The sequence below is a fragment of the Marinomonas spartinae genome (genome assembly GCF_016461715.1).
In the GTDB taxonomy this organism is placed as follows: domain Bacteria; phylum Pseudomonadota; class Gammaproteobacteria; order Pseudomonadales; family Marinomonadaceae; genus Marinomonas; species Marinomonas spartinae_A.
In genome coordinates this window covers 133,642-158,408 of sequence record NZ_JAEMUI010000010.1, presented here as the reverse complement: position 1 = coordinate 158,408, position 24,767 = coordinate 133,642, and the positions used below count along the sequence as shown (strand labels likewise).

The window sequence follows — 24,767 nt, the reverse complement described above, 5'->3', positions numbered from 1 at the left end:
TAAATGATTTTTTAGCATATGAAACAATCGACTCTTTTTCAAAAAATTCATTACTTAACTCTCTTGACAACTCTTCAAGTGTTGAATTAAGACGAATCTTTAGTTCATCGAAAAAATCATCATTCATAGCATATGAACTCATATAAGTAGCTGGATATCCTATATATATTCCATTTAACATGGCTAGTTTAGAGAAATTACATCCCAGGTTATCATCACTAAACACCACATCAAACATTGTTGAATCCCCTATAACCTTAGCAGGGATATTATGCTTAAGAATACAATCTATAAAAAGTCTTTTTAATCTATCACCTTTAGTTCTTAATTCATTTATTACGTCATATTCTTCAAAAAATGATTGAGTTAAATTAGCTAAAGCAAAAGCTTTATTTTCTCTCAAATAAGTATTGCCCAGGTATGATAAATCAGCTCCAAACATGGCCTTTTCTGTACCAATAACGGCAGACATAGCGGTAGCATGAGCCAAACCTTTAGCTATTGTTATTATATCAGCCCTAATATTATGTTTATAACAATAGCCTTCGGAAGAATATCTAAGACCACAAAGAACTTCATCAACAATAAAAATTATTCCATTTCTTTCAGAAATTTCACTAATTTTTCTAATATAATCAGGTGTAAATATTGATGGTTCTGGAGTTATAAATATAGATGATATCTTCCCATTTAATTCAAAAATATATTTTTCTAAAAGAATTAAATCATATTTAAAATCTATAATATTATTATCTAAACAAGGATTTTTTTCATCCCATGGAGGCTGCTGAAAAATTTCATGCCACCCGTGAAATCCAGAGACTAAAACTATTGCTTTACCAGTTGTACGCCTTGCAATTCTTACAGCAGCTTCAGTAGCACATGAACCTGTTCTTAAAAAAAATGATCTTGGATGATTAAAATATTTTTTCAAAAAAAATTCTTTCAGTGCATGCCTTTCAACGCTTACTGGTGATGGTAAAAAGTCTGAGGTTTTTTCAATTTTTCCTTTACTATATTTAAAAAAAAGAAAACTATTCATTCCTAAAGGTGCAGCCCCACTGCATGCAGTTAAATCTAAATATTCTTTACCATCTTTATCAAATGCACTACAACCAGAAGAGCTGCTGAAAACAATTTCAGATCTGTGCTCTATTTCCCATTCGACTAATACTGCATTTTTATTTTTTGAAATCATATACTCACCTCCTTATCAACTAAATCAAAAGCCATTCTTCTAGCATTAGCCATAATAGTGTGCGTAGGATTACTATTACCAGAAAAATTCATAACGCCACCATCCATAACATATAAGTTTTTATACCCATGAACTTTTCCACCTGAATCAACAACTGATTTTTTGGGGTCTACTCCAGCCCTTAAAGTACCATGAAGATGCGAACTTCCTTTTGCATGAGTAAAGGGCTCTCGCTCTATTCTTACAGCTCCAGCCTTCAATAAAATTTTTTCAGAAATATCAGCTAAGAATTCAATCCTTTTCATATCCATTTTAGAGTTTTCATATAAAAATTTTATATATGGTATTCCAAAACCATCAAACTTAGAGTCTAGCATAATTCTATTTTTACTCCATGATTCTTCACCAGCTATATAATGGAGACGTATTTTCCCTATATTGTCTGCAGCGGTTGAAAAATTCGCCTCATAAATAAGACCTCCCAATCCAGATGGTATAGAAGAGTTAACATAAAAATCGTCATTAAATATTGTTGCATGTGGCCCAAAGTAAGGAGTATCAAGTATGACATTTTTTTCGAAATATCCTACAGAGTAACCACTTATCTTGAACATCAACCCTCTGCCAACTAAATCATTTTTATTTCCAATACCATCCGGACTAAAACTGCTTTTAGATCTAAGAAGAAGAGCTGCTGACTGAATTGCATTGCAACACAGAATTATTTTTTGTGTTGTAATTGATATTTTCCTTCCAGAAAATGGGATAATGCAATTTACTGAATCAATTAACCCTTCAATATTTTCTTCAATATTTTCAGCAAAAATTCCATATAATACAGTAATGGAACCTGATAGCCCTTTATCATTAAGTATCGACCTTGAGATAACAGAAGCTTTCGCCCCCGTAGGACATGACCTTTCATCACAAGCTGAACAATAATTACATCCATCTTGTCCAGATTTAATTGCTAAAGGCATTTGCTTTGCTCTGAGGTCACAATTTTTCATTGCTTCAGAAATTAAATAAGCTCTTGAAGATTTGTAAAATTCAGGATTAGATCCTGTACCAGAAACGTTTAGTTTCTTCTCAATCCAATCATAATGAGGATTTAATTGAGTTAGTGATATTGGCCAATCCATATCCATATCTGAAGAAATGTATTTGCTAGGTTTTAGATCAGACTCTCTATAACGAAAGGTAATTGCATCATAAAACTCCATCCCTCCTCCAACACAACATGCAGTCCATGGATCACAGTTATTTTCGTTTAAATGAGAAAAAGCTTTAGGGAATTTTTTTTGATGCTCAGAATGAAGAGTTCCTGGGGAGACTAGAGGGCCATATTCTAAAACTAAAACATTCTTTCCTTTGGATGCGAGAGTATTAGCTACAACTGAGCCTGATGGACCAGACCCGACAACAACAGCATCAAAATCCCACTGTCCTGAATAAGAGGAAATATGACATATTTTCATAAAACATCCTTTTTATTATTAAATCCTTTTTATTATTAATATTCTTTTTTAAAAAATATTATTTGATTTACAAAAAATCAACAAAGAATAAACTTAATTTTATCTTAATTTATAAGTATTCGATATTTAGAATAAATAATTGTTGCGATTAGGGTCAAATGCTAAGGTATCCCTACGAATTTAAGCTATAAAATCGTCTCCCGTGAACAGTTAATCGGCGAATTGCCGAACGCCTTCTCGCCATTGTTTGGGATTATCTTCGGTGCGACGGTGTTCAGTAACTTCCATTTGCTAATGGGCGTTCAAAGCATGGTCGCAGGATTCACACAGGACTTAGGTTGGCCGCCAATTGTTGTTATCATGATGTTTCAGGTCATCATGTTATTGCTTGGCTTCATCATCGTCTTGATGTGCGCACCCATCTTCACTCCGATTGCTGTGTCGCTTGGCTACGATCCTATTTGGTTTGGTATCTTGATGATCCTGAACATTGAAATCGCGGTACAAACCCCGCCTTACGGTTTCGCCTTGTTCTACTTAAAAGGCATCGCACCGCCAGGCATTACGATGCTGGATATCTACAAATCCATCACGCCGTTTGTTCTAATCAAACTCTTGGTGCTTATCATTGTGATGTTGATGCCAGAGCTCGTAACTTGGCTACCGAATAAATTGATGAGCTAACCTTTGCTAGCGTGGCATTTTTACGGATAAAAACGCCACGCTACGACAGCCCCTAGTTGGGGCTAACAATGCCTAAACAGACACGCTGGGCGGTTTTGTTCGGAGATGGCTGAAAGGTGACCTCTTCTTGGACCGTGGGTTTAAAGCCTTTCCATTCATTAGTAAAGTCTGAGAAGGCTCCCTTTTGGCATCCTTCACCCAGCTTGCCTAACACGAGTACCCCCTGACGTTCGATCGCTTGAGCGCTAATATGGGGGTTATAAATACTATCTTGTGCCTCCTCACTCCATTTATTCGTCACTTGAGGGTGGGAGCCTATATAAAACGTTAACCACTGGGCTAATTGCGCGCCGCCCACCAGTGTTAATGGCTTTTCGGTATTCAGTTCCCAAAAAGTAATCGCCTCATCACTAAAGGTTTTGATGCCACTGAAATGCTTACCGGCATTTTTTATGTTCAAAGACATCACCAAGATATAACCCGAAATCAGAATCAGCGCGAAGGCCATTAAAGTATTAAAAGGGCGACGTAGATGCCGCCCAACGTCTTTTGAAAGAAAGCCGACTAAAACCGCTGGTGCCGACATAAAAAAGGGCTGTAACCATTCCGTTAAGCGATCCCCTTGATGAAAGCTAAACCATCCCATAATCACAGCTAAAGGCGCCAACAAAATTCCCGCACTCAGGTACACTTTTTCAGGAACATGCCAAGTCAAGTGGCCCATTTTTCGTCCTAATAATGCTGCGACAAACAGCAAAGGATAAAAAACAGATAAAAAAGGTAACCAGTTTTCCATACTCAAATGGGGAGACATTTCACTGCCAACCCACTTAACGGCGGCAAAGTTGTGATCGATCAACCAGAAAACATTTGGTAACACGAGCGCTAAAAAGCATACGACACCAATGTAGAAGTAGGGGCTTTGCCAACAACGGCGCACCGAAGGAACGATAAGGGCAAAGAAAAAGATCATGCCTACAAGACAAATAGAGGTGTATTTTGACATGGTCGCCAGACCGAGCAGCACCCCTAATAATACCCACCACTTAGGTGAGTCATACACGGCCTTAATAAACAACAATCCGATCCAAGGCCAAGAGCCAAATAGCAGGAAGTTATCGTTATATGGAATCACATCGACGTTAATCACAGTCGATAAATTCAACGTCAGCATAGCGAGCCAAGCCAACGGCCGAGAATCCGTCAACTTATAAGCAAGACAATAGCAGCCTAGCATGCCAATGCCAGTAACAAAGAAATGGCTAGCGTACCAATAAAAAGCCGACAATGAAGCCGAATGCAGACTGTATAGAGGCTTGAAAAAAGTCCCGATCATCCAAGGATTTTTTGGACTACCCCATTCATTATTAACAGCCCAGTTTAATGCCTCTATAGCATCATAGGGGACCGCTGGATCCAGCGAAAAAGACGCCAATGCCCAAGCTGTAGCGTAAATAAAACACCAAACACACGCCGCTCGATAAGCATATACCTTTGTGGCAGCAGGAGCGGACGAGGGAAAATACACAGTGGAGAAACGCATAAAGAAATCTTCCCTAAAAGAGTTAGTCAGATCATCATGACTAAATACGGTAAAACAAAGGATCTCAATATCATTACAACGCCATATCCATGTATTGTAATGTTGGATAAAGGTGTTAGTGTCTTACAATTTGACCGATGATGAGGGCAATATAATCATTAATTAAGAGAGGAAAAAGATATCAGGAGAAAAATAACTTTTCTTTGCTACATAGAAGATATTTGGGACATTTACTTGCATTAATGCATAAAAAAAAGCATTAAATAGCAAAAAAAGACGACCTCATTGGATCGCCTTTTTTTAAATTTGATGAAATGGAATTTACGCTCGTATAATGAATAAAAAAGTGAATACTCACTTACGATCAATACATTAGTACGAAAGTTTAAGTTAAGCCGTATAACGCTTCAATAACAAAGCCGCGTTGACGCCACCAAAGCCAAAGCCGTTAGACAACACGTATTCCACCTCTTTTTGGCGCGCCACAAGCGGTACAAAATCCAAATCTTCCATACCCTCGTCAGCATGATGCATATTCAAGGTAGGTGGTAACATAGAGGTCATAATGGCTTGGGCACTAAAGATACTTTCAATACCACCAGCCGCCCCCAGTAAATGCCCTGTCGCAGACTTGGTGGAAGAAATAGCAACCTTGGTTACATAGTCGCCAAATACACGGCGCAATGCATTAACCTCACCACGATCACCCACCGGAGTTGAAGTGGCGTGGGCATTAACATAGCCAATTTGCGACACATCAATGCCTGCCATCTTAATTGCCGCTTTCATCGCACGAGCCGCACCATCGCCATCTTCAGGGCCGGAAGTTAGATGATAAGCATCACCACTGGTACCGTAGCCAACAATCTCAACCAAAGGTTTGGCCCCACGAGCCAAGGCATGTTCTAAGGTTTCGATCACAATCAACCCAGAACCTTCCCCGATAACAAAGCCTTCACGGTCTTTATCGAACGGACGAGACGCTTCTGCAGGTGCATCATTACGTGTTGATAAGGCTTTTAGAGCACCAAATCCGCCGATGGACAAAGGGTCAATACAGCCCTCGGCACCACCCGCGAGTGCCACTTTCGCTTCGCCAGTCAGAATCATACGCACCGCATCACCGATGGCTTGCACACCAGCGGCACAGGCTGTCACAGGAGCCCCCAATGGGCCTTTAAAGCCATATTTGATGGAGACATTACCTGCGGCTAAATTTGCTAAGAAACTGGGTACTGTGAAAGGTGAAAGACGACGGGCGCCTTGCTCATTTAAAATATTGTGGGCATTGGTTAGCGCAGGCAAACCACCGATTCCAGTACCGATGACTGTTGCGGTTGATTCCTTTTCTTCATCTGTTTCAGGAAACCAGTTAGCCTGTTTTAGTGCTTCTTCTGCGGCGGCTAAAGCATACAGAGTAAACAAATCGATACGTTTGCGTTCTTTGGGCGTCATGTAATCGTCTTCGTTTAAGCCATTTTCTTGCTCTGTATGGCTTGGAACCTGGCCCGCGATTTTTGTCCCTAAGTTTTCGACCATTTCAGCTGGTAAAGGACGAATACCAGATTCTCCCTTAATTAAACGGTCCCAAACGGCGCTGACGCCTAAGCCTAAAGGAGAGACGATCCCCATTCCAGTAATGACAATACGCTCTTTAATCGACATAATGACCTCTTAGCAATAGATACACTTATTGATATTCATTCTGTCGTGATGAATATCAAAGAAAACAAATAACAATCTCGCAAATGATTTCGACGAGAAGAAAGTCTTCATGCTAAAGTAGCGTTATATATGATCAAGATAATATTTAGGAGACTAAATATGCCATACAGCCCAAAGCATAAAGAAAAGACACGACAGAGAATTCTCCAATCGGCGGCAAAGCTGTTTTGCGCCCACGGATTTGATCGCGTCACACTGCATCAGATCATGAAGCAAGCCAACATGACCCATGGCGCTTTTTACGCGCATTTTTCTGGAAAGAGCAGTCTCTATGAAGCGGCCATGCAATTCGCTGCCTCACACGCCTTTTGGGCTCGGGATGACAAGCAAACCGAAGGCAAAGAAACCCATCTAAAAGCCATGGTCACCCGCTATCTTAGCTGGAGCCGAAATGACAAGGAGCATCCATCACCACTGGAGTTTCTTGTTACTGATGCTGCTCACACGGAAGAAAAGGTGCGCCAAGCCTATCAAGCCTGTTTCGATAGTCTTGTTGAGCGCCTTGCAGGCATTCTCAAAAAACGCGGCAGCCAAGATGCGGAAACACTGGCAGAAGAAACGGTGGTATCACTGGTGGGTACCGTTGCGATTGCGCGTTCGTTTACCCAACCACTGCAAAATGACTTTTTAAAACGCGCTCAAGAGCGCATCGTCAATCGCCTCAACAGCGGCTTCCAAAAAGAAGACGACAGCGACCTAGTGAAAGGCTAGGTCTCTTCTCCTTTCTTCCTACCTAATTCCTGACGATAGCATCAACAGATCGCTGGCGGTCTGAAATAGCATTTATTTCTCTTAGTGTAACACCGTGTAATCGACGGCGGCGTCTCTAGAGATTACTTTGTTCCAAGGTTAAACCGACATAGCCCTATGACAAAGGAAACAGAGATTATGCTTTCTAAATTTTTAGCCTCACAGCCAACCGAGGTCACCCCTGAGAATTTTTCTGAAGCAATGCAACAAGCCATTGAGATTGAGATCGCCACCATCCCTGTCTATCTCTTTACCTATTACTCCATAAACCGAACCCCCGACCAAAACCATATTGGTCAAATCATTAAGACGCAGTTGCTAAGCAAAGAGAAGAAACCAGGAGTGCTCTATACGCAGCAAGAAGTCGACACCATCGCCAAGGAACTTTCTGCAAAAATAATGGTTTTTGCCAATAAAGCGGGCGCCTCCATCCTGAGCGTCGTTATTGAAGAGATGCTACACATGTCTCTTTCTTCCAACGTGAAACAAGCACTCGCAGGCAAACCTCAATTAGTCAATAAAGTCCCTCCCGTTTGGCCCGCTTATTTACCAGGCCACGAACCCAGCTTTCCTATTAATCGCGCGAAATTGAGCTTTGACCAACTGTATACCTTTATGCAAATAGAAAGCCCTAACAAGCTATTAGAGGCGGATAAAAAGGGCAGCCCTCTTCCTTACACGACGATTGGACAGTTTTACGGTTTTATCGAAGATTGTATTAAAAAATACTTTAAAGGGGCAGAAAGCTATGATTCTAGACGCCCACAATTGGTTCCCAAAATGGGCTACTACGCCCAAAACGATATTGATACTCTGTATTACAATAAAGAGCACAAGCCAAAATTTGAAAATGCCGAGGACAGTGGCGACCTCATTCACGTTATCGATCAAGCATCGGCATTAAAGGCATTAAATGAAATTGTAGAACAAGGCGAGGGGCATCATGGTCCTGGCTTCAAAGTCGTCGGAGGCAAAGATTGCGTGGATTGTCAGCGCTTTGGTGAAGGTGCTTATGATGATAAGAAACGCAGCGAGTTGGCCCACTTCGATAAATTCAATCAACTTTGGTGTGAAATGCAGCAACTCGATGATGAGTTCAAACACTATCTTGGTGACGACTTCGACCCAAAAACGCTCTTCATCAATAATTTCGAAACCAACCCCAACACTGCAGATTACCCAGACATCATTCAAAAAGTTTCCAACTTGACCAATGCTGTCAGTAGCTACCTCTATGTCATGACTGAGGCTTGTTATAGTGCTGAGCAAAACACCCAATATGAGATTTTCATGTTTGGTATTCACAAATCCATGATGTGGATTTTGGGCTCTCTGTGTGGCGAGCTGCCCAATATGAATTATATTGGCAAAGATGGCCTGCAATACCAAGCAGCCCCCACCTTTGAAAACTACGTTTTCAGTGCGTCCAGCTCTCCAAAGGCACAGATTATTGACTTGTTTAATATTGCCGCTAGCGCCTATCCCAATATTTCGTACCTGAAAGATCGCATCTACGATCTACCCAATGTTCCCTTAGAAGGCTACTTAGCCAAGTCTGAACAGGCCATTTTAGCTTAACCAAATCGATTAAATAGATTGAGGAGAAAATTACATGTCAGCAAATCAAAATGGCTGTGGCAGCACACCAAGCAACGGCTGTGGCTCAGCACCCAACCCTACAAAACCAACCGATCAAACACCAGCCCCAAAGGAGCTTCATGCTTGTATGGGATTAAACGCCTGCAAAGGACACGATCGATTTGGCACCAATGATTGTGCCGGAATGGGCTATTGTGCGACTCAGCAGCATGTTTGCCATACGCTCAATAACTGTCGCGGGCAGGGCGGATGCGGACTCTATGGCGATGCCGCAGAACAATGTCGTCCAGGGGAAAATGACTGCGCCTTCCAAGGTAGCTGTGCAACACCGATTCAAGCCGAACGCATTAGCACAATGGGAGCAAACACTGGCAAAAGTGTTTGGCTTTTAGCAAGAGAACTGTTTGAACAACGTATGGAAAAAGCCAAACGCAACGTCAGCCCATCCCCATACAAAAATGGTCCGCCACAAAAGTGGTTACAAACTCTCGATGGGGGTTATGACTCTTGCGGGAACTCTGGGGACAAATATTGCTCTTTTGGCTTTAACGATCCAGCAGCCAATGCCCAAGAAATGATCGACAAAAGCCGAGCCGAATTAAAGTATACCCTAGAAGAGTGTCATTGCGAAAAGGACAAGGATTAAAACGACATGACCAATCATCCGCTTATGAAAAATGTAAGCTTAGCGGGTTCTGGAGCTCACCCTCAAAGTGAGCTCGACATCCAAAACCTGTTGGGGTTAGGCTTACGCAGCCAACATTTCCATGAGATCTTGCAACACCAACCCGATGTGGCTTGGTTTGAAATCATATCAGAGAACTTTATGGATTCTGGCGGCCGACCTCGCCATATTCTCAATCAAATAGCGCAGCACTATCCGATCGTGATGCATGGCGTGTCCTTATCCATTGGCAGCACGGATCCTCTTGACTGGCAATATTTGCAGCATCTAAAGAAACTCGCGGACGATATCCAACCATTGTGGATTAGCGATCACTTGTGCTGGACAGGTGTATTAAATATCAACTCACACGACTTGCTACCCTTGCCCTTAACAGAAGAGTCATTACAGCATGTGTGTGAGCGAATCCTGCAAGTCCAAGATTTTCTAAAACGCCCCCTTGTCGTGGAAAATCCCAGTACCTATATGCATTTTAAACATTCGGTCATCCCAGAATGGGAGTTTTTTAACGAGCTGTTTCGTCGTACCCAATGCGAAATGCTACTTGATGTGAATAACGTTTACGTCTCAGCATTTAATAATCAGTTTGACCCTATGACGTATCTTAGAGGGTTGGAGTTTTCTGCAGTCAGGCAAATGCATCTGGCAGGGCATCAACATTGTGGCAACTACATTATTGATACCCATGACAGACAGGTCTCGGAAGAAGTTTGGCCGCTGTTTCAATATGCTTGGCAACAAACAGGGGGCGTGGCAACCTGTCTAGAATGGGATGGCAATATTCCCCATTTTTCAGACTATCTTGAAGAGCTCCACCAAGCCAAACACGTTCTCGTGGACGGTCATGTTAAGCGCAGCAACACAACCGTCCCTCATTTAGTCGACCAACCAATTGCTACTCCAATCGACTTTTTAGTCAGTAATACTAGAAAATAAGTAGAGTGACCGATGCAAGATGATACGCTTAAAACCTTTCAAAATGCCTTCTTGAAGGCTCTACTCGACCCTGCTCAGTCCTCTCAGGCCTTTACTCATTTCATTGAAGCTTCCCCCGCTTTAACAGCCTCACAGCATCTTGCCATCTATCAACACAGCTATACGGCAAGATTAGAGCAATGTATGGCGGCCCAGTTTGGGGGATTAAAACTCGCTCTTGGCGCACCGCTATTTCATCTATTTTGTTCGGAATACCTACGAACCTATCCCTCAAATAGCTACACATTGAACAACCTAGGTGAACGATTTGCCGAATACTTATTAACCACTAGACCGACCGACATAGAAGAAGAGGAGGATTGGCCTTCTTTTATTATCGAGTTAGCACAATTTGAATATCTACTGACAGTGTTATTTGATCAGCCTATTACTGACGACTACACAGAAGCCACTGTCCACGTGCCTGAAGAACAACTCGTCATCAACCCCGTTAGCCACTTATGCGAACACCAATATCCTATTAATCAATTCTTTAACAATCTAAAACATAACCCCAAAGTCGATATACCTTTACCGCAACCAGAAACCTGTCTTGTCTACCGACACCGCTATAAAATAGGAGTCCTCGATCTTCACAACCCCATCGAAATCGCATTAGTAAAAACGCTAAATGACGGATATAGCTGGAAGGAAGCCGTCAAGGAAGTAGAAACAACGTCTCTCTCCACTATCAAGGCGTCCTGGATCGAGTTAGGTATATTAGCAGCCAAACAGGATAAACTTTGAAAAATATTTTAAGTGAAACATGGAGATAAGAAGAGTAAAACTGACTATTCTTATCTCCTAGACACTGTATTCCACAGCGCATCAATGACCTTGATCGTTCGATTGTAAACACGCCTCTACAAACTCCATATCCTTAACTGCCTGGTCAATATTAGGATAATATGAAAGTTCCTTCTCCAATAAAGCCATCCGTATATTCTGATAGACATTTGCAAAGGCTTCTAAATATCCTTCTGGATGGCCTGCGGGGACATAGCACACAGCATTTAACGATTCAGGATAACCTGCACCATTTCGAGTCATACGTTGAGCCGGTGCGCCAAGTGGTTTAAACCAAAGCTCATTAGGTGTTTCTTGCCGCCACTCAAGGGTTGCTTTACGCCCCGTCAAACGAAAGCCCAGATCATTTTCATGGCCCGTCATCACTTGTGAAGCCAATATCCGACCTTGCAGAATATTGTCCTTGTAGCCTAGTTGAATATCCGCATGGTCATCCACACGTCTACCCGCCACAAAACTAGTCAAACTTGCATTAACCCTTGATGCAGAATAACCAATCAAGTAACTCAGCAAGTTATATGCATGAATACCAATATCTCCTAGGCATCCAGCACGCCCTGTCTTGGCTGGATCAGTACGCCAAGCCGCTTGTTTTTGACCGGTACTTTCAATATCTAATGCCAACCAATCTTGTAGGTAGTAAGCATCGACCATTAACAACTCACCTAACTCTCCCTTTTTGACCAATTCTCGTGCCACCTTAACCATCGGGTTTTCAACATAGTTATAGGTTACAGCAAGAAAGGTATTTTGCTTCTTTGCCAAAGTCTGTAATTCTTGAGCTTGGAGCAATGAAACTGTAAGTGGTTTTTCACAAATCACAGCAATTCTGCGGTCTAAAAAAGCCTTAACATTGTCATAATGCAAAAAATTAGGTGTAACAATACTCACCACTTGAATGCCATCTTCTCGCTGGCTTTCCACCTCAGCCATGGTATTAAAGTCAGAGTAGGCGCGGTCTACTTCCACTCCTAGCGCTTTCGCCGATAAATTTGTTTTTTCAGGACTGGAAGAAAAGCAACCAGCGACAAGCTGGTAGCCTCCATCCAAACGGGCGGCCATACGGTGAACATCACCAATAAAGGCTCCCTCTCCACCGCCCACCATTCCCCATCGTAATATCGCCATCCCACTGTCTCCTAAAGTGACTCAATCTAAAGCAGTACCGTCTGACCTGACTGATCTGATTGTTCGCAGGCATCCAGCACGCGTTGTACCTGCAATCCTGCTTCGAAGTCAGGCTGGTCCTGTACGCCAGACAGAATACTTTGAATAAAACGCTGATATATATTCGGTGTGTGGTCACATTTAAGTTCTTTCCACACACAATCAATAACGTCATCATCTAAGCACACTTCCAAACGATCCCATTCTTGGTCTAATTTTAGCGAGACTTTCACTGCGCCTTTGTCACCATGAATCACTAAGCGCAAATCATTAAGGTGCCCAGTTGCCCAGCGGGAGGCATGAATGGACGCCATGGCTCCATTGTTCATTCGAGCCGTGATCAAAGCACTGTCGTTGGCGTCAAGGTGATATTCAGCAATCTGATTATTTTCAGCTTTATCGAATGTGGTTAAGCTGCAATTCACACTAGCAAAATCACCGACAGGGAAACGGACAAAGTCGAGGATGTGAACACCAACATCTCCTAGAACCCCTTTACTGCCATGTGCACTTGATAATCGCCATAGCCAAGCGTCCTCCGTTTTCCAATCACCCCATTTTGGAGAAACCAACCAACTCTGTAGATAGCTGGCTTCTACGTGGCGGATATTACCAATGCGTCCTGCGGCAATAAGTTCTCGTGCTTTTTGTAAGGAATGCGCATTTCGATAACTCAAATTGACCATATTAATGCGCTTAGCACGGTGCGCAACATCCGTCATTTCTTGGGCATCCAATGCATTAAGTGCTAACGGCTTTTCACATAGCACATGCATGCCCGCTTCTAGGGCCTGTATTGAGATACTTTTATGAAATGGATCCGGTGTCACAATAGAGACTGCGTCCACCTGGCCGCTGCTTAGTAGCGCTTCTACCGACCCAAAAGCATAAGGAATATTATGAGCTTCAACAAAGTTTGTAAGGCGCGAAGCATTTAGATCGCACGCGGCGACCACTTCGCAACTGGCAATTTTAGAAAACTCTTCTACGTGAACTCGCGCCATACCGCCAGTCCCAATAATGCCGATGCGAATCATTATTTGAAGCCCTCTTCACCAGGTTTATGCAAACCTTCTCCTTTCACTTCAATAGGGTTTGGAGCTTGATCAACAGGGACACAAGGACATGAGTCGATCCAACGGCGACCCTCAGGCTGTGACCATTTCACCGCATTTTTTAGAACGCGTTTCACCTTCTCATCATAGTAAATTGGATAGGTTTCATGGCCCGGACGGAAATAGAAGATTTTTCCATTACCACGACGATAGACAAGACCTGAACGGAATACTTCTCCTCCTTCAAACGCACTGATAAAAATCACTTCATCAGGGTTTGGAACAGCGAAGGGTTCGCCATACATTTCTGTGTGAGGTAATTCAATACAATCACCTACACCTTGAACAATCGGGTGCCCCGGATTAACCACCCAGAGTCGTTCACGTTCACCAGCTTCACGCCATTTTAGGGAGCAGGTTGTCCCCATTAAACGTTTAAAAATTTTGGCATAATGACCAGAGTGTAGAACTAATAAGCCCATTCCTTCGAGCACTCGCTTCTGAACACGATCCACAATCTTATCGGCAACGTCACCATGGGCAGCATGCCCCCACCAAATCAAAACATCTGTGTTTTCTAATTTTTCTTCGCTAAGACCATGCTCTTTATCCTGCAAAGTAACACTCGATGCTTCAATATCCCGATCTTCATTCAAGCCTGCAGCGATACAGTTATGCATACCATCTGGGTAAATACGGGTGACCACTTCATTGGTTTTTTCATGGACGTTTTCACCCCATACAGTCACTTTGATTGCCATTTTTTTCTCCTCGATATTATTTTTTTGATAATGGAAAACAAACATAGTAAACGTTTACTTTATAGAAGTTAAACGTTTACTCAAAAAAATAAAAGCCCTTTTAGCAAAAAATTTACGAAGAGCACCAAGGGAAGATTAGAAAGGAAGGAGAGGGGCTACAAGAAAGCTAAGCACTTTCTCGGCTAACGAGACGCGTCATTACTTCAACGACACGCGGAGGCAACCCATCTAATTGCTCTGATAGCAAATCGACAGCCGCCTCTGCAATTTTGGGAATATCTTGATGGATCGTTGTAATCTTGTTTGAGAATCGTGGAAGGTCATCAAAGCCCGTTACAGAGATATCCTCAGGAACTTTGTACCCAGCATCCTCTGCAGCTTGAATAACACCAACCGCTAATTCATCATTTGCGCAAATAACAGTGTCATAAGGGAAAGGCTCAGATGATTGAAAATGCGCAATCATCTGACGGTAAGCACTTAAAGAAGAGCTAACTTGACGAGACACATTATCAAAGTTTTCTTCAAGCCCTAATTCTCCAATCGCTTTTCGGTAGCCACGTAATCGCGCTTGGCTTGTCGAAATATCGATATTTTCCCCTAAAAAAAGCATCTTTTTCCGACCTTTTTTAAACAAATAGTGTGTCAACTTATACACGCCATTTGCCTCATCAGTCACAACAGAAGCACCCACCCCGGTTTCTAACGTCACATAGGGGAACTTTTGGCGTTCAAAAATTTCAGGACGATCATCCTCAGTAGCGCCCAATAAAATCGCAGAACTTGCCTGCGAAAACACGTCCTCAATATTTTCGTAAGCAAATAAAACTGGCACTAAACCCTTTCGATGCAGATATAAGGTTAGTGCTTGATAAAGATGAACAAAATAAGGCCTATCAGAAAATTCATAAGGAGAAGGGGGCATACATAATGCCACAACTGGCGTTTTTCCAGAGATCAGCTGACGAGCCATAACATTCGGTTTGTAATTAATCTCTTCACTCAGAGATAGAATTCGCGAACGAAGAGCTTCACTAATGCCAGGTTTTCCATTTAATGCTCGACTTACCGATGCTATAGAAACACCAGCTAAACTGGCTAATTCATGAATCGTAACAGATTTATTACTCATGCGAATTGGGCCTCTTCTGAATGATTTAAAAATGTCGATAAGAATATCGCAAATCCATCCCGCAAGCGACTAGAGCAAAATACGCTTCTTTCAAACGCACTGGCTTAAAAAAATTAAAAAAACGGATATTTTGTTGACTAGAGTAAACGTTTACTTTAGTTTTAAAAAAAGAGTAAACGTTTACGTTCTGTTTTAGTATAAAACTCGAAAAACAAAAATTAAAATAGGAGTATAACCATGAAAAAAGCGTGGCAGTTAATAAACTCGTCTTTGCTATGCCTTTCGATAATGGCATCGACTACCGGTAGCGCACACGCAGCTAAAGTCGTGCTAGCGTCTGGGGCCGTTGGTAAAGATATTGAGGTACTGAAAAAACTCGTAAAACCGTGGGAGCAACGCACGGGAAATACACTGGCCGTCCTGCCGATGCCATCGTCGACGACAGACCAATTTAGCCAATATCGCCTATGGTTAGCAGCAGGGAACCCAGATATTGATGTGTATCAAACGGATGTGACTTGGGCCCCGCAACTGGCCGATAACTTCGTTGATCTAACACCTTATACAAAAGATATTGTCGCGCAGAACTTTCCTTCGATCATTGCATCACAAACAACTAATGGGCGACTGGTCGCTCTTCCTATCTTTACTGACGCTCCCGCCCTTTATTATCGTAAAGATCTTCTCGAAAAATACCATAAAGCAGTACCAAAAACCTGGCAAGAACTCACTGCGACGGCCAAATACATACAAACCAAGGAGCGTGAGACAGGCCACCCTGATATGTGGGGATTTGTGTGGCAAGGTAGCGCTTATGAAGGCTTGACTTGCAATGCGTTAGAATGGATTAAATCATATGGTGGCGGTCAGATAGTGGAAGCGGACGGTACGATTTCAATCAATAATCCAAAAGCAGTAGCCGCTCTTAACATGGCAAAATCTTGGATAGGTAATATTTCTCCAGAAGGTGTTTTAGCTTATAAAGAAGAGGAATCTCGAGGCGTCTGGCAAACAGGTAATGCCGTTTTTATGCGCAATTGGCCTTATGCCTATGCTCTAGGTAACGGGGATGACAGTGCTATTAAAAATAAATTTGGAATTGCGCCTTTGCCAAGCGGTGGGGGAAACAATAAGTCAGCAGCAACACTAGGTGGATGGAATCTGGCTGTTTCGAAATACTCTAAACATAAAGAGGCCGCCATTTCATTGGTGAAATTTCTCGCTTCGAAAGAAGTACAAAAGTATCGAGCTCTCCATTCATCGAATTTACCAACCATTATTTCCCTTTATGATGATCAAGACATAAACCAACAGGAACCTTTTATTGCCCAATGGAAAAACGTGTTTTTACACGCCGTTCCCCGTCCTTCCGCGCCCACAAAAATTAAATACAACGAGGTCTCCTCTAAGTTTTTCTCCGCCGTTCACGACACACTTGCGGGCAGTGGATCAGCAAAAGACAACCTCGAATTACTCGAATACGAACTTCAAACATTAAAAGGCAATCACTGGTAATTCGGACTATTGACGGGACTCAAAGACTTATCATCGTTTGATCCCTTCCTTTCGACATAGGAAGCCCTTGTATGTTTAACAAAGCTATCTTACCCCCCCCAGGAACCTCCAGTTTACAGCGCCAAAAGCTACGTGCGGCATTCTGGTTCCTTGCTCCCATGCTAATTGTCTTGTTTTGTGTTGCAGCTTGGCCATTACTACGCTCAATTTATTTTTCATTTACCAATACTTCTTTGACCAACCTTTATGGCGGAGAGTGGATTGGTTTTAAAAACTATTTGACGTGGAAAACCCTTTCGTCAGGACACACCATTTATTCAGGAACCTTGGCCGACCCAGCTTGGTGGAATGCTGTATGGAATACCGTGAAATTTGCACTGGTTTCAGTCTCTTTAGAAACCATTTTCGGTCTAATGGTCGCCCTAGTATTAAATGCAGAGTTTAAAGGCCGAGGCCTAGTACGTGCAGCGATCTTAATACCATGGGCTATTCCCACGATTGTATCAGCAAAGATATGGGCATGGATGTTCAACGATCAGTTCGGCATCATCAATAACATGTTATTAAGCATTGGTTTGATTGACCATAAAATGGCTTGGACTGCCAACCTTGATACCGCTATGTTATCGGTAATCATTGTCGATATTTGGAAGACGACTCCTTTCATGGCTCTGCTGTGCCTCGCAGGCTTACAAATGATCCCTAGAGACATGTATGAGTCAGCCAAAATAGACGGTATACATCCTATAAAAGTGTTCTTCCAAGTCACTTTACCCTTGGTAAAACCCGCACTTATGGTTGCCGTTATATTTCGAACGCTTGATGCTTTACGCATGTTTGATTTGGTCTATGTACTGACACCTAACTCAAACGCTACAAAAACCATGTCAATCCTCTCCCGAGAGAACCTCATTGACTTTGACAAGTTTGCCTATGGCTCAGCCCAATCCACCTTACTCTTTGCCATTATTGCCCTGTTTGTCGTGCTCTATATCTGGCTGGGCAAGATTGACCTAAGTGGAGACAAATCATGACAAGAAAAATGCTACTCAAAAAGACTGCTTTTTATGCTGTGGTGGTGGTCATCGTCCTTATTTCGGTTTTCCCATTTTACTATGCGATTTTAACCAGCCTAAAAACGGGCACAGACCTATTTAAGGTGAACTACTTTCCCTCTTCGTTCAATTTCAGTAACTACATAGACATATTGCATAACGGCGAGTTTATCAGGAGCACGTTGAACTCAGTCTTCATCGCAAGCACTACAGTTGCATGCGCGTTGCTACTGGCAGTTACTGCATCATATGCCTTAGCTCGAGTACGCTTTAGGGGGCGAGGGTTATTGCTTATGAGCATCTTAGCCATTTCGATGTTTCCGCAAATAGCAGTTCTAGCAGGTCTATTTGAACTGATCCGATTTATTGGCATCTACAACACACCTTGGGCCATGATTCTGTCCTATACCATTTTTACCTTGCCCTTTACCGTTTGGGTGTTAACCACCTTTATGCGAGATTTACCGGTAGAAATAGAAGAAGCAGCTATTGTTGATGGTGCCACACCTTGGACCATTATCACGCAAATTTTTATGCCCTTACTGTGGCCAGCCCTAGTCACCACAGGGTTGCTGGCGTTTATCGGGGCTTGGAACGAATTTCTATTCGCGTTGACATTCACCGCCTCAGAGAGCATGCGTACGGTCCCCGTGGCCATCGCCATGTTATCAGGCTCATCTCAATACGAAACACCTTGGGGGCTCATTATGGCAGCTTCTGTACTGGTCACCGTTCCGTTGGTGGTCTTGGTGCTGATTTTCCAGCGAAAAATTGTCTCCGGCCTAACCGCTGGTGGCGTGAAAGGCTAAGGAGTCTTCATTATGGCTAAAATTGAACTTAAAAATCTAAGAAAAACCTTTGGCAGTACAGACGTTATCCGAGGTGTCGACCTCACCATCAACGCAGGTGAATTTATGGTTTTTGTCGGCCCTTCCGGTTGCGGCAAATCAACATTATTACGTCTTATTTGTGGATTAGAAGACATTACATCTGGAGAGCTACTATTTGATAGCGTATCCATGAATCACAAGGTGCCATCAGAACGAGGCATCGCCATGGTTTTCCAATCCTATGCTCTATATCCACACATGTCTGTGTACAAAAATATGGCGTTTGGATTAAAACTCGCCAATACGTCACCTCAAGAAATGAAAAATAGAGTGCTTGAAGCAGCGAAGATGTTGCAAATAGAGCATTTACTAGATCGTTTGCCAAAGCAGTTATCAGGCGGACAGCGTCAACGCGTTGCGATTGGACGTGCGATTGTCCGTGACCCAAGGGTTTTTCTCTTTGACGAACCTTTATCTAACCTAGATGCATCATTGCGAGTAGATACGCGACTAGAAATAGCTAAGCTACATCACAAAATGAAAGACACAACCATGATTTACGTTACCCATGATCAGGTGGAAGCCATGACATTAGCGGATCGTATTTGTGTTCTCAGAGACGGCAACATTGAGCAAGTCGGTACACCAGAAGAACTCTACAATCAACCTAAATCTCTTTTTGTTGCCAGCTTTATTGGTTCACCAAAGATGAACTTCCTCACTGGTAACATCGCAGAACAACACCATTGCCACACCCTCGGCATTCGCCCCGAGCATCTTGTTGTCGATCAGCATAATGGGATATGGAGCGGGGAGGTCATGCATACAGAGAACCTAGGCTCAGATTTTTTTGTATTCATAGATTTAGGTACAAGTGATCATTTAGTTGTACGTCTGGATGGACAAGAACGCATTAAATTGGGGACTCGCCTAAGTGTTCGCCCGTTAGAAAAACATCTCCATCGATTTGACAATAATGGCTTACCAAACCCTTCAAAATCTTACCAAGAGGCTATTTAAAATGAATTTAACTGAACAAGAATGGTGGCGTGGCAGTGTTACCTATCAAATTTATCCGCGCTCTTTTATGGATAGTAATGGTGACGGTATAGGCGATATCCCAGGCATTACAAGCCGCTTGGATCATATAGCGGACTTGGGTGTTGATGCTATTTGGCTATCGCCATTCTTTACATCACCAATGAAAGACATGGGTTACGACGTTTCAAATTATACGGATATAGATCCGTCTTTTGGAACACTCGCAGATTTTGATGAAATGATTGCCAAGGCCCACCGCTTGGGTCTTAAAGTTATCATAGATCAAGTTCTCTCACACACCAGTGATCAACACCCTCATTTCTTGGAAAGCCGCCAAGATCAAACCAATGATAAAGCAGACTGGTATGTTTGGGCGGACGCCAAACCTGATGGTTCACCACCAAATAATTGGTTGTCTATTTTTGGCGGTAGCGGCTGGCAATGGGACACACGTCGTAAACAATACTATTTTCATAATTTCTTACGCCAACAACCGGATCTCAATTTCCATAACCCTGATGTCCAAGAATGGATTCTCAGTACTGTAAGATTTTGGTTAGAGCGGAGCGTGGATGGTTTTCGTCTCGATACGGTGAATTATTATTTTCATGATAAATTACTGCGGGATAATGCTGCAGACTTTCGTCAAAAGTCTGTAACGGATTGGAATCCTTACAACATGCAGTACCATTTGTTTTCAAAAAACCAACCCGAAAACTTGGTTTTTCTTAAAAAGTTTAGAGCGTTACTCGATGAATATGAAGCAACGACATCCGTTGGAGAGATCGGTGAAAGCCACCATCCGATAGAGATGATGGGGGAATATACCACAGACCAACGATTACACATGGCATACTCATTTGAAATGTTAAGCCCTTCATTTTCGCCTAAACATTTTTCAAAACAAGTAACCGAATTTTTCCGACTCGCCCCAAATGGGTGGCCTTGTTGGGCCTTTTCTAATCACGATGTGGTTCGACATATTAGTCGCTGGAAAAAACACACTGAAGATCCAACCGCTTTAGCTAAACAGGCTTGTGCCTTGTTACTCAGTTTAGAAGGCTCTGTCTGCTTGTATCAAGGTGAAGAGCTTGGCCAACAGGAAGCAGATCTAAACTATGACGAACTGGTTGACCCGCAAGGCATTGAGTTTTGGCCTGAAGACAAAGGAAGAGACGGTTGTCGAACCCCTATGAACTGGGATAGCTCAGAGTTCTCGGACTTCTCCTCTTCCCCCCCATGGCTTCCCGTCAAAGACGCTCAGCGACAATTAAATGTTGCGGATCAACAAAATGATCCATTCTCCGTACTCAATTTTTATCGTGACATGCTTGCATTTCGCAAAAAAATCCCAGCGCTGCGCAATGGTAAGACTCAGTTTATCAAGGATGATGACTCGTTGTTAGCATATGTTCGGGGTGACACCATCTTATGTATCTTTAACCTAAGTAATACATTTGCCACCTATCAAAATACCACTGAATTTAGTCAGTGTATTAAGTTTGGTAACGCTAATATAGAAGAACAACAGGTGGTATTGGAGGCAAACGGTTTTATTTTTCTATCAAGGTAAAATAGCCCCTATGTTTGTACCAGGGCTTTTTCAACTCAAAAATATTTCACGTGAAACAATGAGATAAGCCAAAGCCAGGAGAGCACAATTGATTCTTCTGGCTAAAGCTCGTCCGAAATAGTGGGTCATTGATCTATCTAGGGTTCACTCAAATGCGTTCAGGATAAGTAAACACTTACTTATCCTGAAAAACTCGAATAAAGAGTCTATTTAATCAACAAGCTTTGAGGGTATTGAGTGGGCAAGGCAACGTCCATTAGTCTTCTTCGTCTTTATCATGGAGCTGATACCAATCCAATACATGAGGAGCAAGCTCACTACCTGAGACGAAGAAATGCCCATTAAGGAGAGTTTCTCTTTGGTTATAGCGAAAGGGTTTGCCCTCTGGTGTCACCAGCATGCCGCCAGCCGCTTCGATGATAGCTTGTTGTGCTGCTGTATCCCATTCGCTAGTGGGACCACGACGCAGATGAAGGTCAGCAATACCTTCGGCAATTCGACAGCCTTTTATCGAGCTACCTTTAGGGAGCTCACGAACTTGATCATAAGCGCCTTTAAGGGTTTCTTTTAAATCGGCTGGTAAGGCTGGGCCATGACTACGACTGGTCATTACAACGATTGGATCCCGTGGCTCTCGCATTTTAATGCTTTCAAAGTCCTTACCATGCCATTTTACCGCCCCGATGGGCAAGCCTTGGTACGATTGCGTCACCCCAAAGTAGCCTTCGGAAGTCGTCGGTAGATACACCATACCGATGATCGGCTGTCCATTTTTAACCAACGCGATATTAATGCTGAATTCACCATTACGCTTGATGAATTCTTTGGTGCCGTCTAACGGATCAACGATCCATAGAGAGGACCATTTAGAGCGCTCAGAGTAGGGAACGACTCCTTCTTCAGACAGCACAGGGATCGCTGGCGTCAATGTTTGCAAACCGGCAAGTATGACATTGTGCGCAGCAAGATCCGCTGCGGTAACAGGGCTGTCGTCGGATTTTTGCTCTACACCAAGATCCGCCCGTTGATAAATTTGCATGATCACATCGGCGGCATCGTGTATTATTTTTTGCAGAGCTTGGAAAAAAGGGTGATGATTTACATCCTGCATAACAGCCTCAAACATAAACTACAAACTGGATCGATATTGTCTCATATGAGTAAAGCAGAAAAGCAGTCAACACCACAAGCAGTTAGATTGGATAAATGGCTTTGGGCCGCGCGTTTTTATAAAACCCGATCACTTTGCAAGGATGCCATCGATGGCGGCAAGGTGACATATAACGGTGCCAAAGGCAAAGCAAGTCGTAACGTGGAAGTAGGGGCGTTAATTGGCTTGCGCTTAGGCTGGGATGAAAAGGTCGTCAAAGTGCTTGCCATCAGTGAGCAACGTCGCGGGGCTCCAGAGGCACAAATGCTTTATGAAGAAACACCTGAGTCCATTGAAAAAAGAGAAAAGCGTGCGATTCAAAACAAATCTTTCGGTGGTCGAATCATGTCAGACCATAAACCAAACAAGAAAGAGCGACGTGATATTAGGCAATTGAAAAAAGACATTTTCAGCGATCAAGGCTAGTGCACTTTTCTCCTGGTACGTTTTTCTCTCGGTGCACTTCTATCTTCCTGACGTCCCACAATAATTCCAACGCCTACAATAACTAAAACTAACACGCCTAACAGCGTTCGTACCTGCCATTATAATTTACAATGCAGGTACTTAACTCTAACTCCATCAAGGCTTGCATGAGAGCTTGTGCTGTCAACTGAGAGTGACGAATCAGCGCATCAAAATCCAAAGCTTGAGTGTCTTCTTCTAATATTGTCGCAACCTTTTTTGCTTCCTTTGAAAGAAGTTCAGGCAAGGAGGTTAATGAACGTTTCATATCACTACCAAGTTTGTTTTGATCCACATTAAGGTCAGCTAGATCAGCGACTTTGGCTTTGCTATAAGAATCTGATTTTTTGGCCAATGTTCCATGTGAAACATTCTGCAGCTTTCCTTCAGAGGCAATTTGCTGCAGTGCAGGGCACTCAGTAAAAATGTCATTAACATTTCGAATCAAAATCGCCCCTTGACGAATAAGCTGATGACAACCTTCCGACTGGGCGTCCACCACACGACCAGGTAAAGCAAAGACTTCTCTATTTTGTTGCATGGCGTAATTTGCACTGATCAATGAACCACTTTTAGGTGAGGCCTCCGCCACTAAAACACCGGAACTCAACCCACTAATAATACGGTTTCTAGGCGGGAAGAGGTGCGCGCGGACGTCTGTCATTAAAGGGTATTCACTCAATAACGCACCGCCTTGGGTTAAAATCGACTCAAACAGTTTGGCATTTTGCTTAGGATAGCGGTGAAGTAACCCGGTTCCCATTACCGCTATGGTCGGCGTCGCTCTAGCATTAAGCGCCCCTTGATGGGCAGCTGTATCAATGCCACGAGCCCCTCCACTGACCACACAAACACCACGTTTCGCCAGTTGTTCAGCAATTTGCAAAGTCGCTTCTCGACCATAGCCGGTACAATGACGCGCTCCAACAATGCCAACTTTTGGCTCAGACAAAACTTCTAATGAACCTTCCACATACAAAAAAGTCGGTGCCACCGATATCTGTTTTAATGCATCAGGGTAAGCTGGATGATGCTGAAAAAGCATATGATGATCAGCTTTCTCTAGCCAGTCTAAACTTATCTCACGTTTTTGACTTTGTTCCTCTGTCAACTGCCCATACTCTAGATAGGACATAGCTTCACGTACGGTTATTTCTGGCCACTTTAACGAGCGCAATAACTCATAGGTAATCGGATGATTAGAGTCTTGTTTGGGCAGCTCAGCCTCAGTTGGTAAATCACTTTCAAATAGATCACCTGAAACGGGCGAGTGAGTTGACTCAGGCAACTCAGACGTATCTGTCACTAAGTGCTCTAGGTAGGTATATAAACGAGAGAGACGAGACGGACCAATGCCAGTAAGAAAACTCAGACAAAGCCAATCTTCTTCACTCAGTAAGGAGCAAGGGTTACTCACTAAGTCTGCATCACTCGAATGAGAACCCTTCGAATCTGAAAGGGAAGATGATAAAGCGGATAAATTAGAGGTGGTCATACTGTGGCGATCCTTGCGCTGTATAAAATTAAAGATAAAACTGAAATATACCATCCTATAGCATGGCCTTGAAAATCGCATTTT

At 42.8% G+C, this 24,767-nt stretch carries 21 protein-coding genes and 1 pseudogene; 12 read left to right on the top strand and 10 right to left on the bottom strand.

All coding sequences use genetic code 11. The features are described from left to right. Together JHD45_RS11250 and JHD45_RS11245 are read right to left on the bottom strand one after the other, a co-directional pair. A partial coding sequence (locus JHD45_RS11250) for an aminotransferase class III-fold pyridoxal phosphate-dependent enzyme (RefSeq protein WP_199476614.1) occupies window positions 1–1,198 on the bottom strand: 1,198 nt, incomplete at its 3' end. Next, a complete protein-coding gene (locus tag JHD45_RS11245; RefSeq protein ID WP_199476613.1) occupies window positions 1,195–2,676 on the bottom strand; it encodes a GMC oxidoreductase in 1,482 nt (493 codons plus the stop codon). The genes JHD45_RS11245 and JHD45_RS11250, both read right to left, overlap by 4 nt. Before the next feature lie 252 nt (window positions 2,677–2,928). Here JHD45_RS11245 and JHD45_RS11240 point away from each other — a divergent pair. Next, window positions 2,929–3,360 (top strand): annotated as a pseudogene (locus JHD45_RS11240) (TRAP transporter large permease subunit); the annotation flags it as partial. A gap of 52 nt (window positions 3,361–3,412) precedes the next feature. On the opposite strand, the gene JHD45_RS11235 reads toward JHD45_RS11240, so the two are convergent. Continuing rightward, window positions 3,413–4,903 carry a glycosyltransferase family 39 protein gene (locus JHD45_RS11235; RefSeq protein WP_199476612.1) on the bottom strand — a complete coding sequence of 497 codons (1,491 nt, stop codon included), beginning with the start codon at window positions 4,901–4,903 and terminating at the stop codon, window positions 3,413–3,415. A gap of 390 nt (window positions 4,904–5,293) precedes the next feature. After that, window positions 5,294–6,568, bottom strand: coding sequence for a beta-ketoacyl-ACP synthase II (fabF, locus tag JHD45_RS11230; RefSeq protein ID WP_199476611.1), 1,275 nt, complete (start codon window positions 6,566–6,568; stop codon window positions 5,294–5,296). Between the two features lie 159 nt (window positions 6,569–6,727). Between fabF and JHD45_RS11225 the strand changes: the two genes are divergently transcribed. The 5 genes from JHD45_RS11225 to JHD45_RS11205 all read left to right on the top strand — a co-directional run bounded on the left by JHD45_RS11225 (window position 6,728) and on the right by JHD45_RS11205 (window position 11,384). Then, window positions 6,728–7,339, top strand: coding sequence for a TetR/AcrR family transcriptional regulator (locus tag JHD45_RS11225; RefSeq protein WP_067011832.1), 612 nt, complete (start codon window positions 6,728–6,730; stop codon window positions 7,337–7,339). Between the two features lie 177 nt (window positions 7,340–7,516). Continuing rightward, a complete protein-coding gene (locus JHD45_RS11220; protein WP_199476610.1) occupies window positions 7,517–8,956 on the top strand; it encodes a ferritin-like protein in 1,440 nt (479 codons plus the stop codon). A 34-nt stretch (window positions 8,957–8,990) separates the two neighbouring features. Next, window positions 8,991–9,623, top strand: coding sequence for a hypothetical protein (locus JHD45_RS11215; RefSeq protein ID WP_199476609.1), 633 nt, complete (start codon window positions 8,991–8,993; stop codon window positions 9,621–9,623). A 6-nt stretch (window positions 9,624–9,629) separates the two neighbouring features. Next, window positions 9,630–10,598: a DUF692 domain-containing protein gene (locus JHD45_RS11210; RefSeq protein WP_199476608.1), complete on the top strand. Its 969-nt coding sequence runs from the start codon at window positions 9,630–9,632 to the stop codon at window positions 10,596–10,598. Between the two features lie 12 nt (window positions 10,599–10,610). Beyond that, window positions 10,611–11,384 carry a DNA-binding domain-containing protein gene (locus tag JHD45_RS11205; RefSeq protein WP_199476607.1) on the top strand — a complete coding sequence of 258 codons (774 nt, stop codon included), beginning with the start codon at window positions 10,611–10,613 and terminating at the stop codon, window positions 11,382–11,384. 81 nt (window positions 11,385–11,465) lie between these two features. Here the strand turns inward: JHD45_RS11205 and JHD45_RS11200 are convergent, their stop codons facing one another. From JHD45_RS11200 to JHD45_RS11185, 4 genes are all read right to left on the bottom strand, one after another. Beyond that, window positions 11,466–12,572, bottom strand: coding sequence for a Gfo/Idh/MocA family protein (locus tag JHD45_RS11200; RefSeq protein WP_199476606.1), 1,107 nt, complete (start codon window positions 12,570–12,572; stop codon window positions 11,466–11,468). Between the two features lie 26 nt (window positions 12,573–12,598). Beyond that, window positions 12,599–13,648: a Gfo/Idh/MocA family protein gene (locus JHD45_RS11195; RefSeq protein WP_199476605.1), complete on the bottom strand. Its 1,050-nt coding sequence runs from the start codon at window positions 13,646–13,648 to the stop codon at window positions 12,599–12,601. Continuing rightward, the gene (locus JHD45_RS11190) at window positions 13,648–14,427 is read right to left on the bottom strand and encodes a ThuA domain-containing protein (RefSeq protein WP_199476604.1); all 780 of its coding nucleotides are present in this window, start codon (window positions 14,425–14,427) and stop codon (window positions 13,648–13,650) included. Before JHD45_RS11190 ends, JHD45_RS11195 begins: the two co-directional genes overlap by 1 nt. A 166-nt stretch (window positions 14,428–14,593) precedes the next feature. Further along, entirely contained in the window at window positions 14,594–15,559 is a 966-nt protein-coding gene (locus tag JHD45_RS11185) for a LacI family DNA-binding transcriptional regulator (RefSeq protein ID WP_199476603.1), read from the bottom strand. A gap of 237 nt (window positions 15,560–15,796) precedes the next feature. Here JHD45_RS11185 and JHD45_RS11180 point away from each other — a divergent pair, with 237 nt between their 5' ends. The 5 genes from JHD45_RS11180 to JHD45_RS11160 all read left to right on the top strand — a co-directional run bounded on the left by JHD45_RS11180 (window position 15,797) and on the right by JHD45_RS11160 (window position 21,573). Continuing rightward, the gene (locus tag JHD45_RS11180; RefSeq protein ID WP_199476602.1) at window positions 15,797–17,074 is read left to right on the top strand and encodes an ABC transporter substrate-binding protein; all 1,278 of its coding nucleotides are present in this window, start codon (window positions 15,797–15,799) and stop codon (window positions 17,072–17,074) included. A gap of 71 nt (window positions 17,075–17,145) precedes the next feature. Next, complete coding sequence (locus JHD45_RS11175) at window positions 17,146–18,108, top strand: carbohydrate ABC transporter permease (RefSeq protein ID WP_199476601.1); 963 nt, start codon at window positions 17,146–17,148, stop codon at window positions 18,106–18,108. Continuing rightward, complete coding sequence (locus JHD45_RS11170) at window positions 18,105–18,938, top strand: carbohydrate ABC transporter permease (RefSeq protein WP_199476600.1); 834 nt, start codon at window positions 18,105–18,107, stop codon at window positions 18,936–18,938. The genes JHD45_RS11175 and JHD45_RS11170 overlap by 4 nt, the downstream gene beginning before the upstream one ends. Before the next feature lie 12 nt (window positions 18,939–18,950). Further along, window positions 18,951–19,979 carry an ABC transporter ATP-binding protein gene (locus JHD45_RS11165; protein WP_199476599.1) on the top strand — a complete coding sequence of 343 codons (1,029 nt, stop codon included), beginning with the start codon at window positions 18,951–18,953 and terminating at the stop codon, window positions 19,977–19,979. A gap of 1 nt (window position 19,980) precedes the next feature. Continuing rightward, window positions 19,981–21,573, top strand: coding sequence for an alpha-amylase family glycosyl hydrolase (locus JHD45_RS11160; RefSeq protein WP_199476598.1), 1,593 nt, complete (start codon window positions 19,981–19,983; stop codon window positions 21,571–21,573). A gap of 256 nt (window positions 21,574–21,829) precedes the next feature. Here JHD45_RS11160 and cysQ read toward each other — a convergent pair whose 3' ends face one another. Then, on the bottom strand, window positions 21,830–22,684 hold the full coding sequence (cysQ, locus tag JHD45_RS11155) for a 3'(2'),5'-bisphosphate nucleotidase CysQ (RefSeq protein WP_199476597.1): 855 nt from the start codon (window positions 22,682–22,684) through the stop codon (window positions 21,830–21,832). A gap of 45 nt (window positions 22,685–22,729) precedes the next feature. On the opposite strand from cysQ, the gene JHD45_RS11150 reads away from it, so the two are divergent. Beyond that, window positions 22,730–23,149 (top strand): RNA-binding S4 domain-containing protein, encoded by a 420-nt coding sequence (locus JHD45_RS11150; RefSeq protein WP_199476596.1) that lies wholly within the window; start codon window positions 22,730–22,732, stop codon window positions 23,147–23,149. Between the two features lie 97 nt (window positions 23,150–23,246). Here the strand turns inward: JHD45_RS11150 and dprA are convergent, their stop codons facing one another. After that, entirely contained in the window at window positions 23,247–24,683 is a 1,437-nt protein-coding gene (dprA, locus tag JHD45_RS11145) for a DNA-processing protein DprA (protein ID WP_199476595.1), read from the bottom strand. Window positions 24,684–24,767: the final 84 nt, after the last annotated feature.